The organism is Streptomyces sp. NPDC091287 (assembly GCF_044768525.1).
In the GTDB taxonomy this organism is placed as follows: Bacteria; Actinomycetota; Actinomycetes; order Streptomycetales; family Streptomycetaceae; genus Streptomyces.
The window spans coordinates 35,112-59,801 of sequence record NZ_JBIVUV010000019.1; the positions used below are offsets into that span (position 1 = coordinate 35,112).

General features: G+C 69.7%; 19 protein-coding genes, 2 tRNA genes and 1 pseudogene. 15 read left to right on the top strand and 7 right to left on the bottom strand.

From position 1 onward, the window contains the following. The first annotated feature begins 6 nt into the window (after positions 1–6). The 10 genes from dnaA (at position 7) to ACIQRW_RS29025 (ending at position 13,524) form a co-directional block, all read left to right on the top strand. Entirely contained in the window at positions 7–1,875 is a 1,869-nt protein-coding gene (gene dnaA, locus ACIQRW_RS28980) for a chromosomal replication initiator protein DnaA (RefSeq protein ID WP_403765506.1), read from the top strand. Between the two features lie 961 nt (positions 1,876–2,836). Further along, positions 2,837–3,967: a DNA polymerase III subunit beta gene (gene dnaN, locus ACIQRW_RS28985; RefSeq protein ID WP_403765509.1), complete on the top strand. Its 1,131-nt coding sequence runs from the start codon at positions 2,837–2,839 to the stop codon at positions 3,965–3,967. Positions 3,968–4,128: 161 nt separating this feature from the next. Then, positions 4,129–5,013, top strand: a complete 885-nt coding sequence (gnd, locus tag ACIQRW_RS28990; protein ID WP_403765512.1) for a phosphogluconate dehydrogenase (NAD(+)-dependent, decarboxylating) — start codon at positions 4,129–4,131, stop codon at positions 5,011–5,013. A gap of 66 nt (positions 5,014–5,079) precedes the next feature. Beyond that, the gene (recF, locus tag ACIQRW_RS28995) at positions 5,080–6,210 is read left to right on the top strand and encodes a DNA replication/repair protein RecF (RefSeq protein ID WP_403765515.1); all 1,131 of its coding nucleotides are present in this window, start codon (positions 5,080–5,082) and stop codon (positions 6,208–6,210) included. Between the two features lie 200 nt (positions 6,211–6,410). Further along, positions 6,411–6,914, top strand: coding sequence for a DciA family protein (locus ACIQRW_RS29000; protein ID WP_329356868.1), 504 nt, complete (start codon positions 6,411–6,413; stop codon positions 6,912–6,914). A 448-nt stretch (positions 6,915–7,362) separates the two neighbouring features. Next, positions 7,363–9,432 carry a DNA topoisomerase (ATP-hydrolyzing) subunit B gene (gene gyrB, locus ACIQRW_RS29005; RefSeq protein ID WP_403765518.1) on the top strand — a complete coding sequence of 690 codons (2,070 nt, stop codon included), beginning with the start codon at positions 7,363–7,365 and terminating at the stop codon, positions 9,430–9,432. A gap of 47 nt (positions 9,433–9,479) precedes the next feature. Further along, positions 9,480–12,119, top strand: coding sequence for a DNA gyrase subunit A (gene gyrA / locus ACIQRW_RS29010; protein WP_403765521.1), 2,640 nt, complete (start codon positions 9,480–9,482; stop codon positions 12,117–12,119). A 93-nt stretch (positions 12,120–12,212) separates the two neighbouring features. Continuing rightward, positions 12,213–12,821 carry a DUF3566 domain-containing protein gene (locus ACIQRW_RS29015; RefSeq protein WP_403765524.1) on the top strand — a complete coding sequence of 203 codons (609 nt, stop codon included), beginning with the start codon at positions 12,213–12,215 and terminating at the stop codon, positions 12,819–12,821. A gap of 71 nt (positions 12,822–12,892) precedes the next feature. Then, a tRNA-Ile gene (locus tag ACIQRW_RS29020) sits at positions 12,893–12,969 on the top strand. A gap of 282 nt (positions 12,970–13,251) precedes the next feature. Further along, positions 13,252–13,524 (top strand): DUF3303 family protein, encoded by a 273-nt coding sequence (locus tag ACIQRW_RS29025; RefSeq protein WP_403765527.1) that lies wholly within the window; start codon positions 13,252–13,254, stop codon positions 13,522–13,524. Positions 13,525–13,677: 153 nt separating this feature from the next. Here ACIQRW_RS29025 and ACIQRW_RS29030 read toward each other — a convergent pair whose 3' ends face one another. Then, positions 13,678–14,055, bottom strand: a complete 378-nt coding sequence (locus tag ACIQRW_RS29030; RefSeq protein ID WP_403765530.1) for a DUF6344 domain-containing protein — start codon at positions 14,053–14,055, stop codon at positions 13,678–13,680. A gap of 291 nt (positions 14,056–14,346) precedes the next feature. On the opposite strand from ACIQRW_RS29030, the gene ACIQRW_RS29035 reads away from it, so the two are divergent. Next, positions 14,347–14,481 (top strand): DLW-39 family protein, encoded by a 135-nt coding sequence (locus ACIQRW_RS29035; RefSeq protein WP_003958712.1) that lies wholly within the window; start codon positions 14,347–14,349, stop codon positions 14,479–14,481. Positions 14,482–14,803: 322 nt separating this feature from the next. After that, a complete protein-coding gene (locus ACIQRW_RS29040) occupies positions 14,804–16,138 on the top strand; it encodes a hypothetical protein (RefSeq protein WP_403765894.1) in 1,335 nt (444 codons plus the stop codon). 20 nt (positions 16,139–16,158) lie between these two features. On the opposite strand, the gene ACIQRW_RS29045 is transcribed toward ACIQRW_RS29040, so the two are convergent. Continuing rightward, positions 16,159–17,523, bottom strand: coding sequence for a serine/threonine protein kinase (locus tag ACIQRW_RS29045; RefSeq protein ID WP_403765533.1), 1,365 nt, complete (start codon positions 17,521–17,523; stop codon positions 16,159–16,161). Positions 17,524–17,664: 141 nt separating this feature from the next. Further along, positions 17,665–18,213 (bottom strand): helix-turn-helix domain-containing protein, encoded by a 549-nt coding sequence (locus ACIQRW_RS29050; protein WP_403765536.1) that lies wholly within the window; start codon positions 18,211–18,213, stop codon positions 17,665–17,667. A gap of 178 nt (positions 18,214–18,391) precedes the next feature. On the opposite strand from ACIQRW_RS29050, the gene ACIQRW_RS29055 reads away from it, so the two are divergent. Then, positions 18,392–18,464 (top strand) — tRNA-Ala (locus ACIQRW_RS29055). Positions 18,465–18,981: 517 nt separating this feature from the next. Here the strand turns inward: ACIQRW_RS29055 and ACIQRW_RS29060 are convergent. From ACIQRW_RS29060 to ACIQRW_RS29070, 3 genes and pseudogenes are all read right to left on the bottom strand, one after another. Continuing rightward, positions 18,982–19,167 (bottom strand): annotated as a pseudogene (locus ACIQRW_RS29060) (ABC transporter permease); the annotation flags it as partial. Next, a complete protein-coding gene (locus ACIQRW_RS29065) occupies positions 19,125–21,179 on the bottom strand; it encodes a sigma-70 family RNA polymerase sigma factor (RefSeq protein ID WP_403765538.1) in 2,055 nt (684 codons plus the stop codon). The pseudogene ACIQRW_RS29060 and the gene ACIQRW_RS29065, both read right to left, overlap by 43 nt. A gap of 165 nt (positions 21,180–21,344) precedes the next feature. Next, positions 21,345–21,668: a YciI family protein gene (locus ACIQRW_RS29070; RefSeq protein WP_403765541.1), complete on the bottom strand. Its 324-nt coding sequence runs from the start codon at positions 21,666–21,668 to the stop codon at positions 21,345–21,347. Positions 21,669–21,849: 181 nt separating this feature from the next. Between ACIQRW_RS29070 and ACIQRW_RS29075 the strand changes: the two genes are divergently transcribed. Both ACIQRW_RS29075 and ACIQRW_RS29080 read left to right on the top strand, forming a co-directional pair. Further along, a complete protein-coding gene (locus ACIQRW_RS29075) occupies positions 21,850–22,527 on the top strand; it encodes a DUF998 domain-containing protein (RefSeq protein ID WP_403765544.1) in 678 nt (225 codons plus the stop codon). Positions 22,528–23,095: 568 nt separating this feature from the next. Then, positions 23,096–23,680 carry a TerD family protein gene (locus ACIQRW_RS29080; RefSeq protein ID WP_097865618.1) on the top strand — a complete coding sequence of 195 codons (585 nt, stop codon included), beginning with the start codon at positions 23,096–23,098 and terminating at the stop codon, positions 23,678–23,680. A gap of 148 nt (positions 23,681–23,828) precedes the next feature. On the opposite strand, the gene ACIQRW_RS29085 is transcribed toward ACIQRW_RS29080, so the two are convergent. Continuing rightward, positions 23,829–24,548, bottom strand: coding sequence for a DUF5324 family protein (locus ACIQRW_RS29085; RefSeq protein ID WP_403765547.1), 720 nt, complete (start codon positions 24,546–24,548; stop codon positions 23,829–23,831). Positions 24,549–24,690: the final 142 nt, after the last annotated feature.

The window sequence follows — 24,690 nt, forward strand, 5'->3', positions numbered from 1 at the left end:
TGCCTTGTGGCTGACGTACCTGCCGATCTTGCCGCAGTGTGGCCGCGAGTGCTGGAACAACTCCTCGGGGAGGGTCAGCAGGGCATCGAGCCGAAGGACAAGCAGTGGATCGAGCGCTGCCAGCCCCTGGCACTCGTCGCCGACACCGCACTGCTGGCCGTCCCCAACGAATGGGGCAAGCGCGTCCTGGAGGGCCGGCTCGCGCCGCTCATCAGCGAGACGCTGACCCGCGAGTGCGGTCGCCCCATCCGGATCGCGATCACCGTCGACGACTCCGCGGGCGAACCGCCCTCCCCGCCGGCGCCCCCGATGCACCAGTCGCACCAGAGCCAGCAGGGCCACCGCTACCCGGCGCAGCCGCGCGACGACGGTCCGCGGGGCGACACGTACGACGGATACGGCCACCGGCCCTCCGACGACGGCATGCCGACGGCCCGGCCGGCCTACCCCGACTACCAGCAGCAGCGCCCGGAGCCCGGCGCCTGGCCGCGTACCCAGGAGGACCTCTCCTGGCAGCAGCCGCGGCACGGCGGGTACCAGGACCGCGAGCAGCCCTCCGGCGAGCCGTACCGCGAGAGCGAGTCGTACCGGGAGCGTGAGAACGAGCAGTACCGGGAGCAGCCCCCGGAGCAGTGGCGCGAGCCGTACGGCACCGGGCGCCCCCAGCAGCACGACTACCGGTCGCAGCCTCCCGAGCACCAGGGGTACGAGCAGCAGCGCCCCGACCGCCAGGACCAGCAGCCGGGGCCCCGCCAGGGCGGCCACGGTCCCGGGCGCACCGGCGGTTCGGTCCCCGGCCCGATGGGCGCCCAGCCGGCCCCCGCGCCGGGCCCCGGCGAACCGCACGCCCGGCTGAACCCGAAGTACCTCTTCGACACCTTCGTCATCGGGGCGTCCAACCGGTTCGCGCACGCCGCGGCCGTCGCCGTCGCCGAGGCTCCGGCGAAGGCGTACAACCCCCTCTTCATCTATGGGGAGTCGGGGCTCGGCAAGACCCACCTGCTGCACGCCATCGGGCACTACGCGCGGAGCCTCTACCCGGGGACCCGGGTGCGGTACGTGAGCTCGGAGGAGTTCACCAACGAGTTCATCAACTCGATCCGCGACGGCAAGGGCGACACCTTCCGCAAGCGGTACCGCGACGTGGACATCCTGCTGGTCGACGACATCCAGTTCCTGGCGAGCAAGGAGTCGACGCAGGAGGAGTTCTTCCACACCTTCAATACGCTGCACAACGCGAACAAGCAGATCGTGCTCTCCTCGGACCGGCCGCCCAAGCAGCTGGTGACGTTGGAGGACCGGCTGCGCAACCGCTTCGAGTGGGGTCTGACGACCGACGTCCAGCCGCCCGAGCTGGAGACCCGGATCGCGATCCTCCGGAAGAAGGCGGTGCAGGAGCAGCTCAACGCCCCGCCGGAGGTCCTGGAGTTCATCGCCTCGCGGATCTCGCGCAACATCCGTGAGCTGGAGGGCGCCCTGATCCGGGTGACCGCCTTCGCCTCGCTGAACCGGCAGCCGGTGGACCTCGGGCTGACCGAGATCGTTCTGAAGGACCTGATCCCGGGCGGCGAGGAGTCGGCGCCGGAGATCACCGCGCCGGCCATCATGGCGGCGACCGCGGACTACTTCGGCCTCACCGTGGACGACCTCTGCGGATCCTCGCGCAGCCGGGTCCTGGTGACGGCGCGCCAGATCGCCATGTATCTGTGCCGCGAGCTGACCGACCTCTCGCTGCCGAAGATCGGTGCGCAGTTCGGCGGCCGCGACCATACGACGGTGATGCACGCGGACCGGAAGATCCGGGCGCTGATGGCGGAGCGCCGCTCCATCTACAACCAGGTCACTGAGCTGACCAACCGCATCAAGAACGGCTGACGCCGGATTGCCGGGCTTCTCCCGGAGCGTTCCTCAGGGGCGCCTGTCACGGACCTCCGCGGTCCGCGGCAGGCGCCTTTTCGCGTTCTCAGGGCCCCGCAGCGGGCCGTCCGGAGCTTCCACCGGGCCGTCCGGAGCCCCCGTCGGGCTGTTCGAGCCCCGCGTCGAGCACCCCGTCAGCCCCGCGCTGTTCGAATACGGGCTGCTCAGAGGCCCTTCTCCACAGATGTGGGAGAAATCTTCCGTCCACAGCCTGGGGACTGGGAAGTTGTCCATATTGCGTCCACAGGGCGCGCTGCCGATACTCCATCAGGCCAGGTCACGTGGCTGGGGATTTGTGGTCAACCGTGATCCACAGCCTGTGGACAGTTTTTTCGTCCACAGGCTGTGATCGTTGTTGTCCACCGGCGGCCCACAGGTTGAGCCGTGTTGTCCCCAGCTTCTCCCCGCTTCTCCACACCCCTGTCCACTGTTCGGCAACGCAACACACGCCCTCACCGCCCGGAGTGAAAGGCGTCACACCAAGGTGGTCGGTTGGGCTGTGGGGAACGTGGGTAAAGCTGGGGACAGGCCTGGGGAGAAGTGGCCCCCTCCTGTGCATCGGGTGTGCAGAACTTTCGCCCGTCCACAGAAAGCCCCGGTTTTCCACGGGCGCCACCCACAGGACCGGTGGACAAAAAACAGTCGCTGACCTGCGCAAACGACGTTATCCACGGTATCCACAAGGCCTACTACTACTACCACCCAGAGTTAGCCAGGAATCAGCTTCGAAGTGGGGCCTGTGTACAACTCGACCCTCGACCGCCGCGAAGCTCTTGGCCCGACTTGACCCCGAGCAGCAACGACTGTCGGTGCCGTACGTCAGACTGGACCCCGGAGCCTCCCCAGCCCTCGGCAGGGAGCTCCGGTCCAGACGACGAAGGCCAGCAGGGCGAGCGAGCAACAGCAGGAGGCGGTTCCGGTGAAGATCCGGGTGGAGCGCGATGTACTCGCGGAGGCGGTGGCCTGGGTGGCCCGCAGCCTCCCGGCCCGTCCGCCGGCGCCCGTTCTCGCGGGCCTTCTGCTGAAGGCCGAGGACGGAGCTCTCAGCTTCTCCAGCTTCGACTACGAGGTCTCCGCCAGGGTCTCCGTGGACGCGGAGATCGACGAGGACGGCACGGTGCTCGTCTCCGGCCGGCTGCTCGCCGACATCTGCCGCGCCCTGCCCAACCGCCCGGTGGAGATCTCCACCGACGGTGTGCGGGCCACGGTCGTCTGCGGCTCCTCCCGCTTCACCCTCCACACACTGCCTGTGGAGGAGTACCCCGCGCTGCCGCAGATGCCGACCGCCACGGGCACCGTCCCCGGTGAGGTCTTCGCCTCGGCCGCCGCCCAGGTCGCCATCGCCGCCGGCCGCGACGACACGCTGCCGGTGCTCACCGGTGTGCGGATCGAGATCGAGGGCGACACCGTCACCCTCGCCTCCACCGACCGCTACCGCTTCGCGGTCCGCGAGTTCCTGTGGAAGCCGGAGAACGCCGACGCGTCGGCGGTCGCCCTGGTGCCCGCCAAGACCCTCCTGGACACCGCCAAGGCGCTCACGAGCGGCGACACGGTCACCCTGGCGCTCTCCGGCTCCGGAGCGGGCGAGGGCCTGATCGGCTTCGAGGGCGCCGGACGCCGGACGACCACGCGTCTCCTCGAAGGCGATCTGCCGAAGTACCGCACGCTCTTCCCGACCGAGTTCAACTCCGTCGCGGTGATCGAGACGGCCCCCTTCGTCGAGGCCGTCAAGCGTGTGGCCCTGGTCGCCGAGCGCAACACCCCCGTACGGCTCAGCTTCGAGCAGGGTGTCCTCATCCTGGAAGCCGGTTCCAGTGACGACGCACAGGCTGTGGAGCGCGTCGACGCGGTGCTGGAGGGCGACGACATCTCGATCGCCTTCAACCCGACGTTCCTGCTGGACGGTCTGAGCGCGATCGACTCCCCGGTCGCCCAGCTCTCGTTCACCACGTCGACCAAGCCCGCTCTGCTCAGCGGGCGCCCGGCCGTCGACGCCGAGGCGAACGACGCGTACAAGTACCTGATCATGCCGGTGCGCCTCTCCGGCTGATCCCGGCATCCCCCGGCTGATCGGGGGACGTATCCGCGGCAGTTCCCGGCGGGCCCGCTCGGTGCGGAGCGGGCCCGCCGCGCTGTCCCCGGCCGGGCGTAGGCTCGGTCCTGGGCGCAAACGCCCCGACGCTTATCGCCACGACGCTTAAGGAATCTCTGATGGAGCTCGGTCTCGTCGGCCTCGGCAAGATGGGCGGCAACATGCGCGAGCGCATCCGCCGCGCAGGCCACACCGTCATCGGTTACGACCGCAACCCGGATGTCGCCGATGTCCACAGTCTCGAAGAGCTTGTGGGCAAGCTGAAGGGCCCGCGGGTCGTCTGGGTCATGGTCCCGGCCGGTGCCGCGACCCAGTCCACGATCGACGAGCTCGCCGACCTGCTCTCGCCCGGCGACGTCGTCGTCGACGGTGGGAACTCGCGGTGGACCGACGACGAGAAGCACGCGGTCGAGCTGGGCATCAAGGACATCGGCTTCGTCGACTGCGGAGTCTCCGGCGGCGTCTGGGGCCTGAAGAACGGCTACGCCCTGATGTACGGCGGCACCGAGGAGAACGTGGCGAAGGTCCAGCCGATCTTCGACGCGCTGAAGCCCGAGGGCGACTTCGGCTCCGTGCACGCGGGCAAGGTCGGTGCCGGCCACTTCGCGAAGATGGTCCACAACGGCATCGAGTACGCCATGATGCAGGCCTACGCCGAGGGCTGGGAACTGCTGGAGAAGGTCGACTCCGTCACCGACGTGCGCGAGGTCTTCCGCTCCTGGCAGGAGGGCACGGTCATCCGTTCCTGGCTGCTCGACCTCGCGGTCAACGCGCTCGACGACGACGAGCACCTGGAGAAGCTCCGGGGCTTCGCCGCCGACTCGGGCGAGGGCCGCTGGACCGTGGAGGCCGCGATCGACAACGCGGTGCCGCTGCCCGCGATCACGGCGTCGCTCTTCGCGCGGTTCGCCTCGCGCCAGGACGACTCTCCGCAGATGAAGATGATCGCGGCGCTGCGCAACCAGTTCGGCGGGCACGCGGTCGAGTCCAAGAACGAGAACTGATCGCGCCGCCGGCCACGCGCCGGCGCCGCGACCACCTGGAAGCACTGTCGGGAGAGGTCGGCCACCATGCACGTCACCCATCTCTCGCTGGCCGACTTCCGCTCGTACGCCCGGGTCGAGGTCCCTCTCGACCCGGGCGTCACCGCGTTCGTGGGGCCCAACGGGCAGGGCAAGACCAATTTGGTCGAGGCCGTCGGCTATCTCGCCACCCTGGGCAGCCACCGGGTCTCCTCGGACGCCCCGCTGGTGCGGATGGGCGCGGAGCGGGCGGTGATCCGTGCGGCGGTCACCCAGGGCGAGCGGTCCCAGCTGATCGAGCTGGAGCTGAACCCCGGCCGCGCCAATCGGGCTCGTATCAACAGGTCCTCGCAGGTCAGACCGCGGGACGTGCTCGGGATCGTACGGACCGTGCTGTTCGCGCCGGAGGATCTTGCCCTGGTCAAGGGCGACCCCGGTGAGCGGCGGCGGTTCCTGGACGAGCTGATCACGGCGCGGTCGCCCCGGATGGCCGGGGTCCGCTCCGACTACGAGCGGGTGCTCAAGCAGCGCAACACCCTGCTGAAGTCCGCGGCGATGGCCCGGCGGCACGGCGGCCGCTCGATGGACATGTCCACCCTCGACGTCTGGGACCAGCACCTGGGCCGGGTGGGCGCGGAGCTGCTCGCCCAGCGCCTCGATCTGATCGCCACGCTCCAGCCGCTGGCCGACAAGGCGTACGGGGACGTGGCTCCTGGCGGCGGTCCGGTGGCGCTGGAGTACCGCAGCTCGGTCGGCGGGGAGGTGGGTCCCGCGCGCACCCGCGACGAACTGTACGAGCAGCTCATCGCGGCGCTCGTGGGCGTCCGCAAGCAGGAGATCGAGCGGGGCGTGACCCTTGTCGGCCCGCACCGCGACGATCTGGTGCTCGGTCTGCGGGGCATGCCGGCGAAGGGGTACGCGAGTCACGGCGAGTCCTGGAGCTACGCGCTGGCGCTGCGGCTGGCCAGTTACGAGCTGTTGCGCTCCGAGGGCAACGAGCCGGTGCTGGTGCTGGACGACGTCTTCGCCGAGCTGGACGCCCGTCGCCGTGAGCGGCTGGCGGAGCTGGTGGCTCCGGGCGAGCAGGTGCTCGTGACGGCCGCGGTGGCGGAGGACGTTCCGGGCGTGCTGGCGGGGGCACGGTACGCGGTGTCCTCGGGCGAGGTGGAGCGCGTATGACCGGCCGGGGCGAGAGCGGGGCGGGCCGACGGGGGCCGGCCTCCCGCGCGGGCGGTACGGGAGCGTCGCGCGCGAAGGGCGCGGGCCGTGCCGGTGGGCCGGGGGAGGCGTTGCCGGATCCGGCCGCTTCCGGGACGACCTCCGGGGCTTCGTCCGGGGCTGTTTCCGGGGCGCCGGCAGGGGCGCCGAAGCCGCCCGAGGTGACCGGGGTCGATCTCGCCCGGGTCGCGTTGCGGGCCGCGAAGGAGCAGGCCAGGGCGCGGGGTGCGGCGGCGCAGCAGAAGAAGCAGGCCCGGCGGGGCGGCGGGCTGCGCTCGGGCGCCCGAGCGGACGGCCGGGATCCGCAGCCGTTGGGCTCCGCGATCAACCGGTTGATCACCGAGCGGGGCTGGGAGACGCCCGCGGCGGTCGGCGGGGTGATGGGGCGGTGGCCGCAGATCGTCGGCGACGATCTGGCGAACCACTGCGTACCCCTGCGGTACGACGACGATCCGGACGCCCGGGTGCTGACCGTCAGCTGTGACTCGACGGCGTGGGCGACGCAGCTGCGGCTGCTGGCTCCTCAGCTGGTGGCCCGGCTGAACGCGGATCTGGGGCAGGGCACCGTACGGATGATCAAGGTGGTCGGGCCGGGGGGCCCGGAGCGCCGGTTCGGGCCGTTGCGGGCGCCCGGCAGCAAGGGGCCGGGCGACACCTACGGGTGAGGGTGCGGGCCCCCGACGGGAGGGGGCGGGCACCTGTGGGCCCGCGGTCGGGTCTTCCGCTCCTCCCGTCACTTCCGTAAGGATCACCTGTCACCGCGCTGAGCTGCACTTTTGGCGTAAACTTGTCGTGTACCGGGCGGGCGTATGGGTGGGTTCGTCAGGGTTCGCGCGAGAGGAAACCGGGCGGTACGGCCGGAGCGTCCCTCACCGTAGCGAGAGGTTGACAGGCCGAAGCGCTCAAAGCCCTTCAGGGCCTCTTGGAGCCCCTTCCCGAATATGGGGAGTCGTCAGCCGCTCATTCAGGGCGGCACATGCGTACTCAGGTACCGGCAAACCCCCATTCATGTCAGTGCTACCGGTAGACTGGTGAGTAATCCCGCCGCTGAGGCGGGAGTCGTCGATACAAGCCGAACGACGCAGCCGCTCCCGCCTGTCCGGAGAACGGCCTGTGCTGTGCCAGAAAGGGCGCTTCGTGGCCGATTCCGGCAACCCCAACGAGAACATTCCGTCCACAGCGGGCGAGCACGGCGAGGTCGCCGCCTCGTACGACGCCAGCGCGATCACCGTGCTGGAAGGGCTGGACGCGGTCCGCAAGCGGCCTGGCATGTACATCGGCTCGACCGGTGAGCGCGGCCTGCACCACCTCGTGCAGGAAGTCGTCGACAACTCGGTCGACGAGGCGATGGCGGGCCACGCGGACACCATCGACGTCACGATCCTCCCCGACGGCGGGGTGCGTGTGATCGACAACGGCCGGGGCATCCCGGTCGGCATCGTGCCGTCCGAAGGGAAGCCGGCCGTCGAGGTCGTGCTGACCGTGCTGCACGCGGGCGGCAAGTTCGGCGGCGGCGGCTACGCCGTCTCCGGCGGTCTGCACGGCGTCGGCGTCTCCGTCGTCAACGCCCTGTCCACCCGGGTCGCCGTCGAGGTCAAGACCGACGGTCACCGTTGGACCCAGGACTACAAGCTCGGTGTCCCGACCGCCCCGCTGGCCAAGCACGAGGCCACCGATGAGACCGGTACGACGGTCACCTTCTGGGCCGACGGGGACATCTTCGAGACCACCGAGTACAGCTTCGAGACCCTCTCGCGCCGCTTCCAGGAGATGGCGTTCCTCAACAAGGGCCTCACCCTCAAGCTCACCGACGAGCGGGAGTCGGCGAAGGCGACGGCGGGCGCGGACAGCGCGGACGCGGTCGAGCCCGCCGAGGAGGAGACCGCCCGTTCGGTCACGTACCACTACGAAAACGGCATCGTCGATTTCGTGAAGTACCTCAACTCCCGCAAGGGCGACGTCATTCACCAGTCGGTGATCGACATCGAGGCCGAGGACAAGGACCGTCTCCTCTCGGCCGAGATCGCCATGCAGTGGAACACGCAGTACACCGAGGGCGTCTACTCCTTCGCCAACGCGATCCACACGCACGAGGGCGGCACGCACGAGGAGGGCTTCCGTGCGGCGCTGACCTCGCTGGTCAACCGGTACGCGCGCGACAAGAAGCTGCTCCGCGAGAAGGACGACAACCTCACCGGCGAGGACGTCCGCGAGGGCCTCACCGCGATCATCTCGGTGAAGCTGGGCGAGCCGCAGTTCGAGGGCCAGACGAAGACCAAGCTGGGCAATACGGAGGCCAAGACCTTCGTGCAGAAGGTCGTGCACGAGCAGCTGACGGACTGGTTCGACCGGAATCCCAACGAGGCCGCCGACATCATCCGTAAGGGCATCGCCGCCTCGACCGCCCGTGTGGCGGCCCGCAAGGCGCGTGACCTGACGCGGCGCAAGGGGCTGCTGGAGAGCGCCTCGCTGCCGGGCAAGCTCAGCGACTGCCAGTCGAACGACCCCACCAAGTGCGAGATCTTCATCGTCGAGGGTGACTCCGCCGGCGGTTCGGCGAAGTCCGGCCGTAACCCGATGTACCAGGCGATCCTGCCCATCCGCGGCAAGATCCTGAACGTCGAGAAGGCCCGGATCGACAAGATCCTCCAGAACACCGAGGTCCAGGCGCTGATCTCGGCCTTCGGCACCGGGGTCCACGAGGACTTCGACATCGAGAAGCTCCGCTATCACAAGATCATTCTGATGGCGGACGCCGACGTCGACGGTCAGCACATCAACACCCTGCTGCTGACGTTCCTCTTCCGCTTCATGCGGCCGCTGGTGGAGCAGGGCAACGTCTACCTCTCGCGCCCGCCGCTCTACAAGATCAAGTGGGGCCGGGACGACTTCGAGTACGCGTACTCGGACCGGGAGCGCGACGCCCTCGTGGCCCTCGGCAAGCAGAACGGCAAGCGGATCAGGGAAGACTCGATCCAGCGCTTCAAGGGCCTCGGCGAGATGAACGCCGAAGAGCTGCGCATCACGACCATGGACGTCGACCACCGGGTGCTCGGCCAGGTGACGCTGGACGACGCGGCGCAGGCCGACGACCTCTTCTCGGTGCTCATGGGCGAGGACGTCGAGGCGCGGCGCTCGTTCATCCAGCGCAATGCCAAGGACGTCCGCTTCCTCGACATCTGAGTCGGCCGTACCAGCGACGCCGCAGCTCGAAAGGACTTTGACCAGCAATGGCCGACGACAACACCCCTGTGACACCTGAACCCGCGACGCCCGAGGAAGTCATCGTCCCCGGTGTGGGCATGCGTGTCGAGCCCGTCGGGCTCGAGACGGAGATGCAGCGCTCCTATCTCGACTACGCGATGTCCGTCATCGTCTCGCGTGCGCTGCCCGACGTACGGGACGGCCTCAAGCCCGTCCACCGCCGGGTGCTGTACGCGATGTACGACGGCGGGTACCGCCCCGAGAAGGGCTTCTACAAGTGCGCCCGCGTCGTCGGCGACGTCATGGGCACGTACCACCCGCACGGCGACTCCTCCATCTACGACGCCCTGGTGCGCCTCGCGCAGCACTGGTCGATGCGCATGCCGCTGGTGGACTCCAACGGCAACTTCGGTTCCCCGGGCAACGACCCGGCCGCCGCCATGCGGTACACCGAGTGCAAGATGATGCCGCTGTCCATGGAGATGGTCCGGGACATCGACGAGGAGACCGTCGACTTCCAGGACAACTACGACGGCCGCAACCAGGAGCCGACGGTCCTGCCGGCGCGCTTCCCGAACCTTCTGGTCAACGGCTCCGCGGGCATCGCGGTCGGCATGGCGACCAACATCCCGCCGCACAACCTCCGTGAGGTCGCCGCCGGCGCCCAGTGGTACCTGGAGCACCCCGAGGCCTCGCACGAGGAGCTGCTGGACGCGCTGATCGAGCGCATCAAGGGCCCCGACTTCCCCACCGGCGCGCTGGTCGTGGGCCGCAAGGGCATCGAGGAGGCGTACCGCACCGGCCGTGGCTCCATCACGATGCGCGCGGTCGTCGCGGTCGAGGAGATCCAGGGCCGTCAGTGCCTGGTCGTCACGGAGCTTCCGTACCAGACCAACCCCGACAACCTCGCGCAGAAGATCGCCGACCTGGTCAAGGACGGCAAGGTCGGCGGGATCGCGGACGTCCGCGACGAGACCTCCTCGCGTACGGGTCAGCGCCTGGTCGTCGTCCTCAAGCGGGACGCGGTCGCCAAGGTCGTCCTGAACAACCTGTACAAGCACACCGACCTCCAGACGAACTTCGGCGCGAACATGCTGGCGCTCGTCGACGGGGTGCCGCGCACGCTGTCGATCGACGCGTTCATCCGCCACTGGGTGACGCACCAGATCGAGGTCATCGTCCGGCGGACGAAGTTCCGGCTGCGCAAGGCGGAGGAGCGGGCGCACATCCTGCGCGGCCTCCTCAAGGCCCTGAACGCCATCGACGAGGTCATCGCCCTCATCCGGCGTTCCAACACGGTGGACATCGCACGCGAGGGCCTGATGGGCCTGCTGGAGATCGACGAACTCCAGGCGAACGCGATCCTGGAGATGCAGCTGCGCCGGCTGGCCGCGCTGGAGCACCAGAAGATCACCGCCGAGCACGACGAGCTCCAGGCGAAGATCAACGAGTACAACGCGATCCTGGCCTCGCCCGCCAAGCAGCGCACCATCGTCAGCGAGGAGCTGGCGGCGATCGTCGACAAGTTCGGCGACGACCGGCGCTCCGCGCTGGTGCCCTTCGACGGTGACATGTCCATCGAGGACCTGATCGCCGAGGAGGACATCGTCGTCACGATCTCCCGCAGCGGTTATGTGAAGCGCACGAAGACGGACGACTACCGCTCGCAGAAGCGCGGCGGCAAGGGTGTGCGCGGGACGAAGCTGCGGGAAGACGACATCGTCGACCACTTCTTCGTCTCGACGACCCACCACTGGCTGCTGTTCTTCACGAACAAGGGCCGGGTCTACCGGGCCAAGGCGTACGAGCTCCCGGACGCCGGCCGGGACGCGCGCGGCCAGCACGTCGCCAACCTGCTGGCCTTCCAGCCGGACGAGAAGATCGCCCAGATCCTGGCGATCCGCGACTACGAGGCCGTGCCGTACCTGATCCTGGCGACGAAGGGCGGTCTGGTGAAGAAGACCGCGCTCAAGGACTACGACTCGCCGCGCTCGGGCGGTGTCATCGCGATCAACCTGCGCGAGATGCCGGACGGCGGCGACGACGAGCTGATCGGCGCCGAGCTGGTGTCGGCCGAGGACGATCTGCTGCTCATCAGCAAGAAGGCCCAGTCGATCCGGTTCACCGCGACGGACGACGCGCTGCGCCCGATGGGCCGTGCCACCTCGGGTGTCAAGGGGATGAGTTTCCGCGAGGGCGACGAACTGCTCTCGATGAATGTCGTCCGGCCCGGTACGTTCGTCTTCACCGCTACCGACGGCGGGTACGCGAAGCGGACCCCCGTCGACGAGTACCGCGTCCAGGGCCGAGGCGGCCTCGGTATCAAGGCCGCCAAGATCGTGGAGGACCGCGGATCGCTCGTCGGTGCGCTGGTGGTCGAGGAGACCGACGAGATTCTCGCCATCACGCTCGGCGGTGGTGTGATTCGTACGCGAGTCAATGAAGTCAGGGAGACGGGCCGTGACACCATGGGCGTTCAACTGATCAATCTGGGCAAGCGCGACGCCGTCGTCGGCATCGCGCGCAATGCCGAGGCCGGCCGTGAGGCGGAAGAGGTCGATGGGGCCGATGACGTCGATGGCGAGCTGGCCGAGGTTCACGCCGAGGGCGTGACAGAGGGCACTGTCGAGGGCACGGAGCCTTCGACCGGGGAGCACGAGGAGTAGAGCGTGAGTGGAGCCACGGGCGCCGGTTCGGCCGCTTCCGGAGCTGGAGCGAACGGTGCCCGTGGCCCTGCCACGGACTCCCAAGGGGGCACTGTGACGGACACACGAGGGCCTCAGCCCCAGTACGAGGGTTACGCGACCGGGCCCCTGCCCGGCGAGCGTGAGCCCGCACCGGGGCCGTCGGGGCCGTACCACCCGCCCCAGGCGTACCAGGCGCCCGGCGGCGGCACCCAGGGCGGCCAGCGCCCCGGACAGCCGGCCGGCGGCGCGCAGGGCGTGGGCGGCGCTCAGGCGACGCGCAAGCCGCGCACGGGGGCGCGGACCACTCCGCGTACCCGCAAGGCCCGTCTGCGGGTGGCCAAGGCCGACCCGTGGTCGGTGATGAAGGTCAGCTTCCTGCTGTCGATCGCGCTGGGCATCTGCACGGTGGTGGCGTCGGCGGTGCTGTGGATGGTCATGGACGCGATGGGCGTCTTCGAGACCGTCGGCGGCACGATCAGCGAGGCCACCGGCTCGAACGAGAGCAACGGCTTCGATCTGCAGTCGTTCCTGTCGCTGCCGCGCGTGCTCATCTTCACCTCGGTCATCGCCGTGATCGACGTGGTGCTGGCCACCGCGCTGGCGACGCTGGGCGCTTTCATCTACAACCTGTCGGCGGGCTTCGTGGGCGGCGTCGAGCTCACGCTGGCCGAGGACGAGTAGCGCGCCGAGTATCGATTTTGGGACTGGCCCCGACGTGCGCTAATCTTCAGAAGTCAGCGCGACAGCGCGGCGGGGCTATAGCTCAGTTGGTTAGAGCGCATCCCTGATAAGGATGAGGCCACAGGTTCAAATCCTGTTAGCCCCACCAGACTGAAGGCCCCTCACCGGAGACGGTGGGGGGCCTTCGGCGTATCCGACCGACATCGGTCCGATCAGCGGATCTTCCAGAGGTTTCGCCCGCGCGAGGCGACCGCGCCGGGTGCTTCAGGCCACGACGAAGGGCAGCCTGGATGGAGGGCGACAAGTCGCCGAGGGACCACCCACGGAAGGCTGATCCCGATCTCACTGAAGGTCAGGGAGCGCGGACGGAAGCACGCCGGTCGCCCTGGACGGAAGGAGCGATGCCATGAGGGTCATGCTGAGAGCTCACATGGACACGCAGATCTCCAATGAAGCCATCGAGAACGGCACACTGCCGAAGACCATGAAGTCGATGGCGGAGCTGCTGAAGCCGGAGGCGGCCTACTTCGGGCCCAGCGAGGGCGGACGGTGCTGCACGTTCGTCTTCGACATGCAGGACAGTTCACTGCTGCCCACCATCGCGGAGCCGCTCTTCCAGAAGCTCGGTGCGAAGATCGAGATCCAGCCGGTGATGAACAGCGAAGACATGCAGAAGGGCCTTGCCGCGCTGCGGAAGGGCTGAGCTGTTCGGTCGCCCGAGGTGCTCGGCGCGGTGACCCGGTTTCGCGATCCATGCGCAGACCGGGGGTCCACGTACGGCGCGGGCCGCACGTAGAAAGGGCCCCCGGCCGGTGTGAACCGGACCAGGGGCCCCGGAGTGCGGTGGGCGCCGGGATCAGGGGGGTGGCGCCGGGGAGTCGCCTTCCGGGGCTGCGTGGTGGGAGCCGGCCGGGCCGGTCGTGCGGGCGGCCTCCGCGGGGTCGAGGGACAGGTGCCGGGTGGCCGGGGAGGAGCCGTGGGCCTCGGCGCGGATGCGCTGCTTCATCGTGGGCGGCAGGGCACGGTCACGCGGAAGGGTCCATCGGACCGAGGGGGCGATCGGGGTTGCCGCGGTGGCTGCCGTGTGCTCCTGGGTCGTGGTGCTCGGCTGCGCTGCGGCGTTCGTGGCGTTCGCGGTGCTCGCCGTGGCGGTGGCGAGGCCCAGCGACGCCAGGAGGGCGAAGAACGCGGTGATGAAGGCGGTCCAGAGGTTCTTGGGCTGGAAGGTGCTCATGGCCCCTCGCTTTCGGACGGTCGGTTGCTGACTTCTCCGATCATGTGGACCCGGGCCGTGATTTCGAGGAGCGACGCCCGCTCCGCGCCGATCTTCGGATGAACACCACTCGTATGGTGCAACCGGAGTGGACAGGCCCTCGCGGACGGTCGGAAGAGGGTGCCCGGAGGTCTCTCCGGATGCCGTCGAGGGGGTGCTCCGGGGCCCCCGGGCAGGTAACCGATCGGTATCGGCCGGTGTGTATAGTCGGCGACAGAAGGCCCATACGCCAAGGAAAGACGAGGTCGCGCGGTGAAGAAGCTTCTCCTGGTCGCACTGGCCGCCATCGGCGGGCTCCTCGTGTACCGCCAGATCCAGGCGGATCGCGCCGAGCAGGATCTGTGGACGGAGGCGACCGACTCCGTGCCCGCAGGTTCGGGTGTGTGAGACGGCACAGTCTGTTACGGGCCCCGGTCGCTGAGCGGCCGGGGCTTCGTGCTGTCCGGGCCCGTTCGTCGGCGTGCGGGCCCTTCGTCGTGAGCGCGTGACGCCCGTACCTCTTGGCCTTCCGGCCTCTTGAGTTCACTGGAGCACATACATAAATTGCTCTGGTGAACTCCGGCGGGGTGTCTGCGAGGGCGGGAACGCGGACAAGAGGGGCAATGCGGCTGTGGCCGGAGACACCGGCGGTGCGGGCGGGGCAGGATGGACCGGCATCGCGGCCGGGCGGTCGACGGCACCGGCGCGTGAGGACGACGAGGGGAAGCGCGTGAAGAGGCAGCGCAACAGGGGCCGGGTGGTGGCCGCGGTACTCGCGGCGATGTGCGCGGCGGCGGCCCTGCCGGGGCAGGCGCACGCGGCGGGCCCCGGGGTGTACGCGTTCGACCCCGACGCGAAGAACGTGCAGGGCGCGGCGACCAACGTCGAGGCGTCCACGCTGGACGAGGGCGTCCCGTACCGCAGCACGATCAAGCCGGGCCAGAAGCTCTACTACCGGGTCACGCTGGACGACGCCTCCACCGCCTATGTCTCGGCGGTCGCGGTGCCCGGCGACAGCGGCGCGGTCGCCTACGGCGACGGCATCAACGTCAGTCTCCGGGAGACCGACGACACCCAGTGCGGTTCGGAGCAGGCGAACTTCGGCGCGGGCGCGTACGCGCGTCCCATCGCCGCGTACGTCTCCCGGACCGTCAAGGAGGGCGGCTCCACCTGCCAGGAGAGCGGCCAGTACGACGTCCTCGTCGAGCGCGAGAGCGAGGACACGTCCAACTCCGACGCCTGGGACCTGGAGTTGCGCTTCCTCCAGGAGCCGCGGTTGAAGAGCGGGGCGGCCATGCCGACCGACGGGCCCGAAAGCTGGCCCTCGGCCTCGGCGAAGCCGCTGACCGGGCAGCAGCAGAAGCGGTCCGGTGGGTCGGGGTACTCCGAGGCCACCAGCCTGGAGAACGGCCGCTGGCAGGACACGGTCGCCCCGGGGCAGACCCGCTTCTACCGGGTGCCGGTCGACTGGGGCCAGCAACTCCACGCCACCGCGGGGCTCTCCAACAGCACCGGCGCCACCAAGGAGTTCGTGGGCAACGCGCTCACCCTGTCTCTGGACAACCCCGCCCAGGGGCATGTCTCCGACGCCACGCTCTCGTACTCCGGAGGGCCCGCTTCCGCGTCGCTGAGGCCGCTGCCGCCGGTGGCCTACCGCAACCGGTTCGACACCTCGACCCAGGTCAGTGCCATGCGCTTCGCGGGCTGGTACTACCTGTCGGTGTCCCTCAGCCCGAAGCTCAAGGAGTCCTACGGCGACGAGCCGATCCCGTTCGAGCTGGCGGTCCAGGTGAAGAACAAGGCCGAGGCGTCCCCGTACGAGGGTGACGCCGGGGTCTTCGGCGTCACCGACCAGGACCGGGAAGTGGCCCGGAAGGGGAAGAACGCCCGGCAGGCCGCGCGGAGCGGCCCGATGACGGTGGTCGCCGCCGCCGGGATCGGCACGGGGTCCGTGCTGGTGCTCGGGCTGGGCGTCTGGACGCTGCTGGCCCGCCGCCGCGCCGCCGGGGCCCCGGCCTCCGGTTCGCCGGCCGCAGGGGGCCACCAGCCGCCGCAGGGCTGGTAGTCGGCCCGGCGGCGGGACCGTCAGATCTGGGTCAGGGCCCAGATCCCGACCGCGAAGCAGATCAGCGCCACCGCCAGCACCCCGGCCGCCACCTTCGGCGACGGTCCCGGACGCGTTACCCGTACGGGCGCGTGGGGCGCGGCGTGGTGCACCGGCGGGGCCGGCACCGGTGGTTGCCGCTGCTGGGCGGTGTAGGCGCGGGTGGCGACGGGATCGTGCGGTACGCCGGAGGTCGGTGCCTGGGAGAGATCCGGCGCGCCGGCGGCGTACGGGGGCGGCGCGTCCGCCGTGAACGGTGCGGCCGACGGCTGCTGGAACCCCGGCTGTGCGTAAGGCTGTTGCTGCTGGGGCGAGGCCCCGGGTGGGGGCGCCAGGTGGAAGCTGCCCGTCTCGGACATCGACGCGGGGGGCGGTGCGGAAGCCTGCTGACCGGGCCCCGGAACGGCCGGCCGCGCCGGGGCGGCCGTGGGGGCGGGTGCGGGCTCCTCGGGCTGCTGAGGGGCGGTCACGGGCCCGTCGGGGCCGAACCCCGCCGGCAGCGGCCCGATCTGGTCGAACACCTCCACCGGCTCGTCGTCCGGGCCGGGTTCGGGAAGCATCTCGACCGCCGCGGTCAGGGCCTTGCGGGCGCCCGTCGCCGTCCGGAACCGGGCGTGCGGGTCCGGCTGGAGCAGCCCGGCGAGAACCTGCCACAGCGGCTCGGGAATGCCGTTGGGGGCGCTCGGGGTGCCGTGCGCCGCGAAGTGCTCCACCAGTGCCCGGGAGTCGGGCTTCTGGCCCTGGAGGAGATAGAGCGCGACCAGACCGACCGCGAAGAGGTCCGCGGGGAAGTCGGGCTCGGCGCCCATCATCTGCTCGGGGGCGAAGTAACCGGGCGTACCGACCACGTAGTTGGTCTCGGTCAGCCGGGGTTCGCCCTTGCGCATCGAGATGCCGAAGTCGGAGAGACGCAGATGCGGGCGGCCCGTTCCGGTCGCCTCCATCAGGATGTTGGCGGGTTTGATGTCGCGGTGCACCACCCCTTCGGCGTGCACCGTGGAGAGCCCGGAGAGCAGCTGGTCCAGCAGCAGGCAGACGAAGCGCGGAGGCAACGGGCCGTAGTCGCCGATGACATGGGCGAGCGAGCCGCCGCTCACCAGGTCCATGGTGAACAGGACCTTGTCGTCGTCGGCGGCCCAGCTGGCCGGGGCCAGCACGTGCGGGTGCTCGATGCGCAGGGCCTGTTCGCGGACGAAGCGCAGCAGCGTGTGCGCGTCGCTCTGCTGGAGCACCTTGGCCGCGACGTACCTGCGGCGGCGGTGGTCCCAGGCGCGCCAGACGGCGCCGACCCCGCCCCGTCCGACCGGATCGATCAGCTCGTACCGACCAGCGAAGACCTCACCCATTGTGCTGCGCCCGCTCCCCGCGTTCCTGTGGTGCCGCGGCGTCTGCCGCGGCCCGTGTCCGGACCCCGCGTCCTGCCGGCACCAGGGCGCCGCACGGTGCGCGCGTGCCCTGGCTCCGTCGTCCGTCGTGGTCCGGAGCCGCTAGCTCTGGTGCCCCTCGTAGTGCGCGACCGCGTCCGCGGTGCGTCCCGCTCCGTACACCTTGAGGAACTCTGCCAGCTCCGGGTGGGTCGGGGCGAGGGCGTCCGCGGCATCGATGATGTCGCCGGCCGCCGCGACCGACCGCAGCAGGGACTGGATCTCGCGCACCACCCGGCGGACGGTGGGAGCGCCGCCGGTGGAGGTGGTCTGGCCGGTGGCGGTCAGGACCGACCCGCCCTGCGACTTCTTGATCTCCTCCATGCGGTCGGTGGCCTCGCCCGCGCTGACGCTGCCGTCGGCCACCTGGCTCGCCAGCTCCTGGAGGGCCTGGACGCGCTGGACCACCGCGGGATTCCCGATCTTGGCCCGCTGGCCGCTCATCAGTTGGGAGAGCATCGGGGCGGAGAGCCCGAGAACAGCGGCCAGCCGGGCCTGGTTCAGGCCGAGATCATCGATCAGCCGACGGAAGAGCGCCCCCAACGGCTCCCCGTACCAACTGCGTTGAAGTTCTCTGGCTCTTGCCGTCGCCTCTTGTTGCGCTGCGTCCATGGCGTCTCCCCATCGCTGCGGCTTCGCTGCTGCGAACCTTGCGAGCATCTTACGGAGCGTGGTCGTCCACGGGGAGTCCCTATCCTTTTGCAGGATTAGGGGGGTCACCCGGTACTCTGGTCTGCGACGGTAGCCCTGGCACGGACGTGTCAGGCGTTGCCCTCGTTCGTTGTGGCCCGGGGCCTTAGCTCAGTTGGTAGAGCGCTGCCTTTGCAAGGCAGATGTCAGGAGTTCGAATCTCCTAGGCTCCACACGTACAGCCCCTCTGACCTGCGGAAAAGCGGTTCGGAGGGGCTTTTTTCGTGCTGACGTGTCAGCACGCGGGTGCCGACGGGTGGTTTCGGGGGCCTGGTTTCGGTGAGAAGGTCGACTTCTCCGTCGGGGGTGTGCCGGTGACGGTGCGGACCGACTTCAAGAAGATCGGTTGAACTTTCGCGTACGTGTGGTGGGTTCCCGTCCGCCGAGTGGTTCGCCGCGTATGAGATGTCGTCGGCGGCGCTGCCGGAGGATCCGGAGGACTACGCCGCAGTGATTCACCGACGGTCCCGGCGACGCCCCAGGCGCCGTGCCTGCATGCACGCCGAGGCCGACCACCGCCGTCTCGCCGACGGCCAACACAGAGGCGCGGACGCCGCCTGCCGCAACCTCACCACTGAGGTGGTGACGAGGGGCGAGCAAGCAGGTCTTGCTCCCCCCTCGGGCGGGCGAAGTGCGCGGTCTGCGAGGTATCTGAAGGCGTCGGCGGGCGGTCGCTGCCATCCGTTGCTTGGCGCCCAGAGCTATGCCAGCGAGTCCGCCGAGGCCGGAGAGCATCAGGGATTCGGTGACGAATTGGATGCGGATCTGGCCTCTGGTGGCACCGAGGGAGCGGCGCAGGCCGATCTCGTGGCGGCGTTCGAGGACCGGAATGATCATGGTATTGGTGACACCGACGCCGCCGACGAGCAGAGCGATGGAGCATGAGGTCGCGCCGGGGCGGTTCCGTTCGGTTCCGGTGGGGGCTTGAGCCTGCGGAGAGTGTAGCCGTCGTGTGCCGGGTCGAGGAGTTTCGTCCGCTCCTTGAACAGATATTCGGCCCGCTCGTAGGACAGGCGCCTGCGGCCTGTGTCCGGGCAGAGGTCCGCGGGCTCGGGCGTCCGGGCGGGGCCGGGGCGTCGGTCGGAGAGGAAGACCGGGCCGCGGGTCCGGTCTTCCAGCAGTCGGGGCAGGAGCCGGGCGGTTCCGGAGCGCCAGCTCACCCAGCCGCGGTTCGTGCGGGCCCGTCGGTCGTCCAGGTCCAGGTTCTCGATGTCGAGGGACAGGACGGCCTTCACGCCGGCCGCGGACTCGTGGAGGAGGCGCCACAGCGTCCGTTCGCGCAACGGCAGGTCCGGGTGGCTCCACAGCTCGTCGAGTTGTTCTGCTGTCAGTGGCTGGGCGCGGGGGCGGGTCTCGGCACGGCGGTCCAGCTTCGCCGCGAGGTCGTTCGCCGACGTCCAGGTGCTGAAGGAGCGGACGGCCGAGCGGTGGCGGTTCCAGGTGCTGGCCTCGGCGCCTGCCCAGGCCGTCGCGAACGTCTGCGCCACCTGGTCGGCCGTCAGGGCGTCCAGCGGTGTGTGTTCGCCGAGGGCGCGGCACAGGCGCCGGAGGGTCTGTCCGTACGAGTGGACGGTCGTGGCGTTCAGGGCGTCGCGGCTGAGGAAGTCGTGCGCGGCCTGCCCGAGGGTCGGGAGGGAGGGGCCGGTGACGGTGATCTCCTCCGCGCGGCGGCGCAGGAAGGCGCGCTCGGAGGCGTTCCCGGTGAGTGCCACGGCCCGGAGGAACTCCAGCCGCGCTTCCTGTCGCCGGTCCAGGCGGAGGAGCAGGTCTCCTCTGACGCTGGGGAGGAGGTGGTAGTCGTGCAGCGCCTGGTCGGTGATCAGGGAGTCGACCAGGTCGAGGCCCGCCTGCGGTCCGTGCGCCATTCCGAGTGCCACCGCCCGGTTGAGCTGGACGATCGGCGTCGGCAGCAGCCGCGCCAGTGCCCCGTACAAGTCGGCGATCCGCACCCAGTCGGTGTCCTCGGCGGTGCGCGCCTGGGCGTGGCTCACGGCGATCGCGGCCTGCAGCAGGTAGGGGCCGGGTGTTCCACCGGCCTCTCGGGCGCGCAGCATCGCGGTGAAGCCGCGGCGGATGAGCAGTTGGTCCCAGCGTCCCCGGTTCTGTTCGTGCAGCTGCACGGGCTCGCCGGACGGGCCGGTGCGTGCGGCCGAGCGCGAGGCCTGAATCTCCATCAGCGCGACAAGCGCGTGCACTTCGGCTTCCCGGGGTGCCGACTCGGCCAGCAGCCGGCCCAGTCGCAGTGCTTCGAGGCAGAGGCCGGGCCTCATCAGGTCGTCGCCGGAGGTCGCCGAGTACCCCTCGTTGAAGATCAGGTAGATGACTTCGAGGACGGACGAGAGGCGCTGGGCCAGCTCCGCTTCGTCCGGCAGGTCGAACGGAACGCGCTGCTCGGCCAGCGTCCGCTTGGCGGCGGCGATGCGTTGGGTGATCACCGTCCCGGTGACGAGGAAGGCCCGAGCGATCTCCTCGGCGGTCAGGCCGCCGAGGAGTCGGAGTGTCAGTGCGGCCCGGCCCTCCGTCGGCAGGACCGGGTGGCAGGAGATGAGCATCAGCCGCAGGACGTCGTCCTGTTCAGGGGTCTCCTGGTCTTCGGGATCCTGCCGCTGTTCAAGCTCGTGGGCGAGCTGCCGCTGTTTGCGCGTCAGGCGCTCGGAGCGCCTGATGTGGTCGACAGCGCGTCTTTTAGCCGTGGTCATCAGCCATGCCGCGGGGTTGTCCGGTATGCGGGAGGCGGGCCACTGTTCGAGCGCGGCGACGAGCGCGTCCTGGGCCAGTTCCTCGGCGAGTCCGACGTCGCGCACCATCCGGGTGAGCCCGGCGATGATCTTGGCCGATTCGATTTTCCAGACCGCGTCAATGGTGCGATGGGCATCGAGCACAGGCACGATGACAGCACCTGCCCCGGCTCGCTCGCAAGCCGGGGCAGGTGCTGTCTTCGCGCTGGTCGGAGCCGAGGGCTGAGGGCCGGAGGCCGGGGGCCCGCAGGTCCGGGGCCGACGGCTTCAGGGGCCGACAGGTCCGGTGGCGGGCAGTTCAGGAGTATCGGCAGTTCAAGGGCCGAAGACCTCCTGGACCACGCTCTCGCCGTCGCCGACGATCCTGCGGAAGCGGCGGGCCAGTTCGATCGCCTCCTCCTTGGACCGGACCTCGATCAGCGCGAAGCCGGCCACGGCCTCCTTGGCCTCGGCGAACGGCCCGTCCGTCACCGTGATCTCGTCGCCGGCCGAGCTCACCAGGATGCCGTCCGGCGCGAGGCCGCCGGTGGCCAGCAGCACACCGGCGGCCGTCAGCTCCTCGACGAACTTGCCCATCTCGGCGTACAGCTGCTCGTCCGGGGCGGTGTCGGAAGGCTTGGTCGTCATCAGGTAGCGCATGGGGTTCTCTCTTCTCGTCGTGCGGAGATCTCGTCGTGCGGTGACCTGCGGTGCGGTGGTCGCCGTATGCCTACACGTCGAACGACGCGATGTGACAGGGAACGCCCGCCATTCCCTGTCACATCGCTGGATCGACGTGTCAGCGAGAACCGAACACGACGAACCCCGGAGGACACCCGCCATGACCACCGTCGACCACCGCAGCACCGCTCCCGCCACCGGCGCCCAGGCCACCCGGGGCGCCACCCACTCCCTGCTCACCTGTGCGGTCCTGGCGTCTCCGCTGTGGGCGGTCGTCGCCCTGACCCAGGCCGCCACCCGGGACGGCTTCGACATCACCCGCCACCCGCTGAGCGCGCTGAGCAACGGCTCCCTCGGCTGGCTCCAGATCGCCAACTTTCTGGTCGTCGGCGCCCTGCTCGCCCTCGGGGCGACCGGTCTGCGCCGGGCCCTGCACGGCACCCCCGGGGGCATCTGGGCGCCGCGGCTGGTTCGGGTCTCCGGCTTCGGCATGATCGCGGCGGGCGTGTTCGTCATGGACCCGGCCGACGGTTTCCCGGTCGGCACCCCCTACGGAATGCCCACTGAACTCACCTGGCACAGCTACGCCCACTTCGCCGCCGGTTCGATCACCTTCCTCTCGATGATCGCCGCCTGCTACGTCCTGGCCCGTCACTTCAGCCGGGTCGGCAACCGTGGGTACGCCGTCCTCGCCCGCATCGGCGGCACGGCACTCCTGCTCGGCAACGGCTGGTCGATGGGCGGCGGCACGGCGGGCACGCTGACCTTGGCCGTGGGCGTCATGACCGCGATGTTCTCGATCTCCCTGATCGCCGGCCACTACCGCCGAAGCCACTGAACGCCTTCCCTGCCAGCGCCTTCCCCGACACGGACGACGACTCCCGCGATACGTCAGTGAGCCCCGGACCGACCGCCTGGTCCGGGGCTCGCCGGTGGTGCGAAGTGTGCTGGGTCTACAGGTCGCAGTACCCGCCTCCCCGCGGAGCCGGCACATCGACGAGCCCTTCCCCGGCGGCCAGAGTTACCGCGCAGTACTGGCCGCCACCGAAGACTTCCTCATCGACCTGGCGAACCGCTGGGGCAGCAGGCGCATTCTGCTGATCGCCCACTCGGCCAACCGATGGCCCTGGACTGTTTGCTCAGAGGAGGATCAAGGTGGATCCAAGAGGATGTAAACGGGGCTCTTTGTCCCGGTTCCCCGGTAGAACCGCAGGTCAGGAAGGTATCTATTTTGGGTTCGAATCTCCTGGGGTCCACATTCAAAGCCCCCCTGAACTGCGATAACGCGGCTCAGGGGGGGTCTTTCTCGTACGATCCGGAACCGGCGCGCTTCCTCCGGGGACCGTGTACCGGAGGCACCAGGCACACTTCATACGTAAACAGTCGAGCCACAAAAGGACTCAGGCATGATCACGTTGACGAAGGAAGACGGCCCGGCCGACCTGGGTGGGGTGACCCATCTGTCCATCGGGGCATCCTGGGACCCCACCGTCGGGAGCAGCGGCGGCCTGATGGGGAAGATCCGGCAGAAGGCCGGAACGGACCTCGACCTGATCGCCATCGCGCTGCAGGGCGGGGACCCGGTGCGGCTGGCAGGTCTGGACTCGCTGGACCCGCTGGGCAACGGCTCGCTGGTGCACAGCGGGGACAACCAGACCGGGCACGGTGACGGTGACGACGAGACGGTGACCGTCGAGTTCGCCAAGATTCCTTCGAACATCACGGCGATCGTCTTCATCGCCGCCGCGTACAAGAAGCGCAGCGCGTTCAGCAACGCGCGCAACATCAGCTTCAAGGTGTACGACGCGACGGGCGGCAGCACGCAGCAGGTCGCCGACATCTGGCCGAGCATGCTCACCCAGGACAACGGCGTCGCCGTGGCCAAGGCGATCCGCGAGGGCGCCGGCTGGAAGCTCCAGGTGATCAACGAGACCGGGAAGATCAAGCAGGGCGACGAGCAGGCCCTGATGCGCTTCGCCGTGAGCCGGTAGTCGCCGGTGAGCGACGCCCCGCCGCCGTCTTGCGGCGGAGCGGGGCAGGGATACGAACGGACGCGGCTGCGGTAACCACCCTGGTGGTTACCGCAGCCGCGTCCGTTCTCTCAGGTCTCTCAGGGGGTATGCCCCGGGGCGCCCCGGGTCAGGGCCGGTCGTCGAGGCCAGGGGTGTCCCCCTCGCCCGACTCGGCCTCGGCCTGCTTGGCCTTCACCTCCGGGTCGAGGTCGGCCCGGGCGCTGCCGTCGACCGAGCTGAGCGGCGAACGCTCGTCGCCCACCTCGGTGGCGACGGGCGGCTCGACCAGCCAGTCCGGGTTGGCCTGCTTGTCCCACCAGCGCCAGGCGGCATAGGCGCCGCCGGCCAGGACGCCAAGCACCAGGAACCCCTTCGCGGCCCGGCCCGCCTTGGCCCGCCGCTGGTGCTTTCTGGCCAGCTTCTGGATCTCCTTGGCCGTCACCTGGGTGCGCAGCGCCGCGAGGGCGGCCGCGCTGCGGGCGGAAGCCTGCTCGGCGACGGGCAGGGCCACCGCACGGGCGTGCTCGACGCGGGGGGCGGTGTAGTCGGCGGCGCTCCGTGCGGCCTTACGGGTGGAGACCGCGGCGCGGTGCGCGGCCTCGTCGACCCTGGGCGGCACGTGCGTACGGGCCTGTTCGAGGCGAGGTGCGAGGTGGGACGCGTACTGGACACGGGCCTGCTTGGCGGCCTTCGTCACCTTCGGCGCGAGTTGCGTACGAGCCTCGTGCGCGTAGTGGGCCGCCTGCTTCTTGGCTGTGTCGGCGTAAGGCGCCACCACTTCCGCGGCGTGCTGCGCGCTGTCCTTCGCCGAGTCGGTTGCGGCGCGCACGCTGTCGATGCGGGTCACGAGATCCTCCTCCTTGGTGGCGGGTAGGTACTCCGCCTGTCCGCCCAGTTCGAAATCATGCCTGTTGCGTCCATGCCCGGCATGCGGGACGGGCATCCGGGTCATGCTCGCTCTTTGCGGCCAAAACGGTTCATGTGAAGTG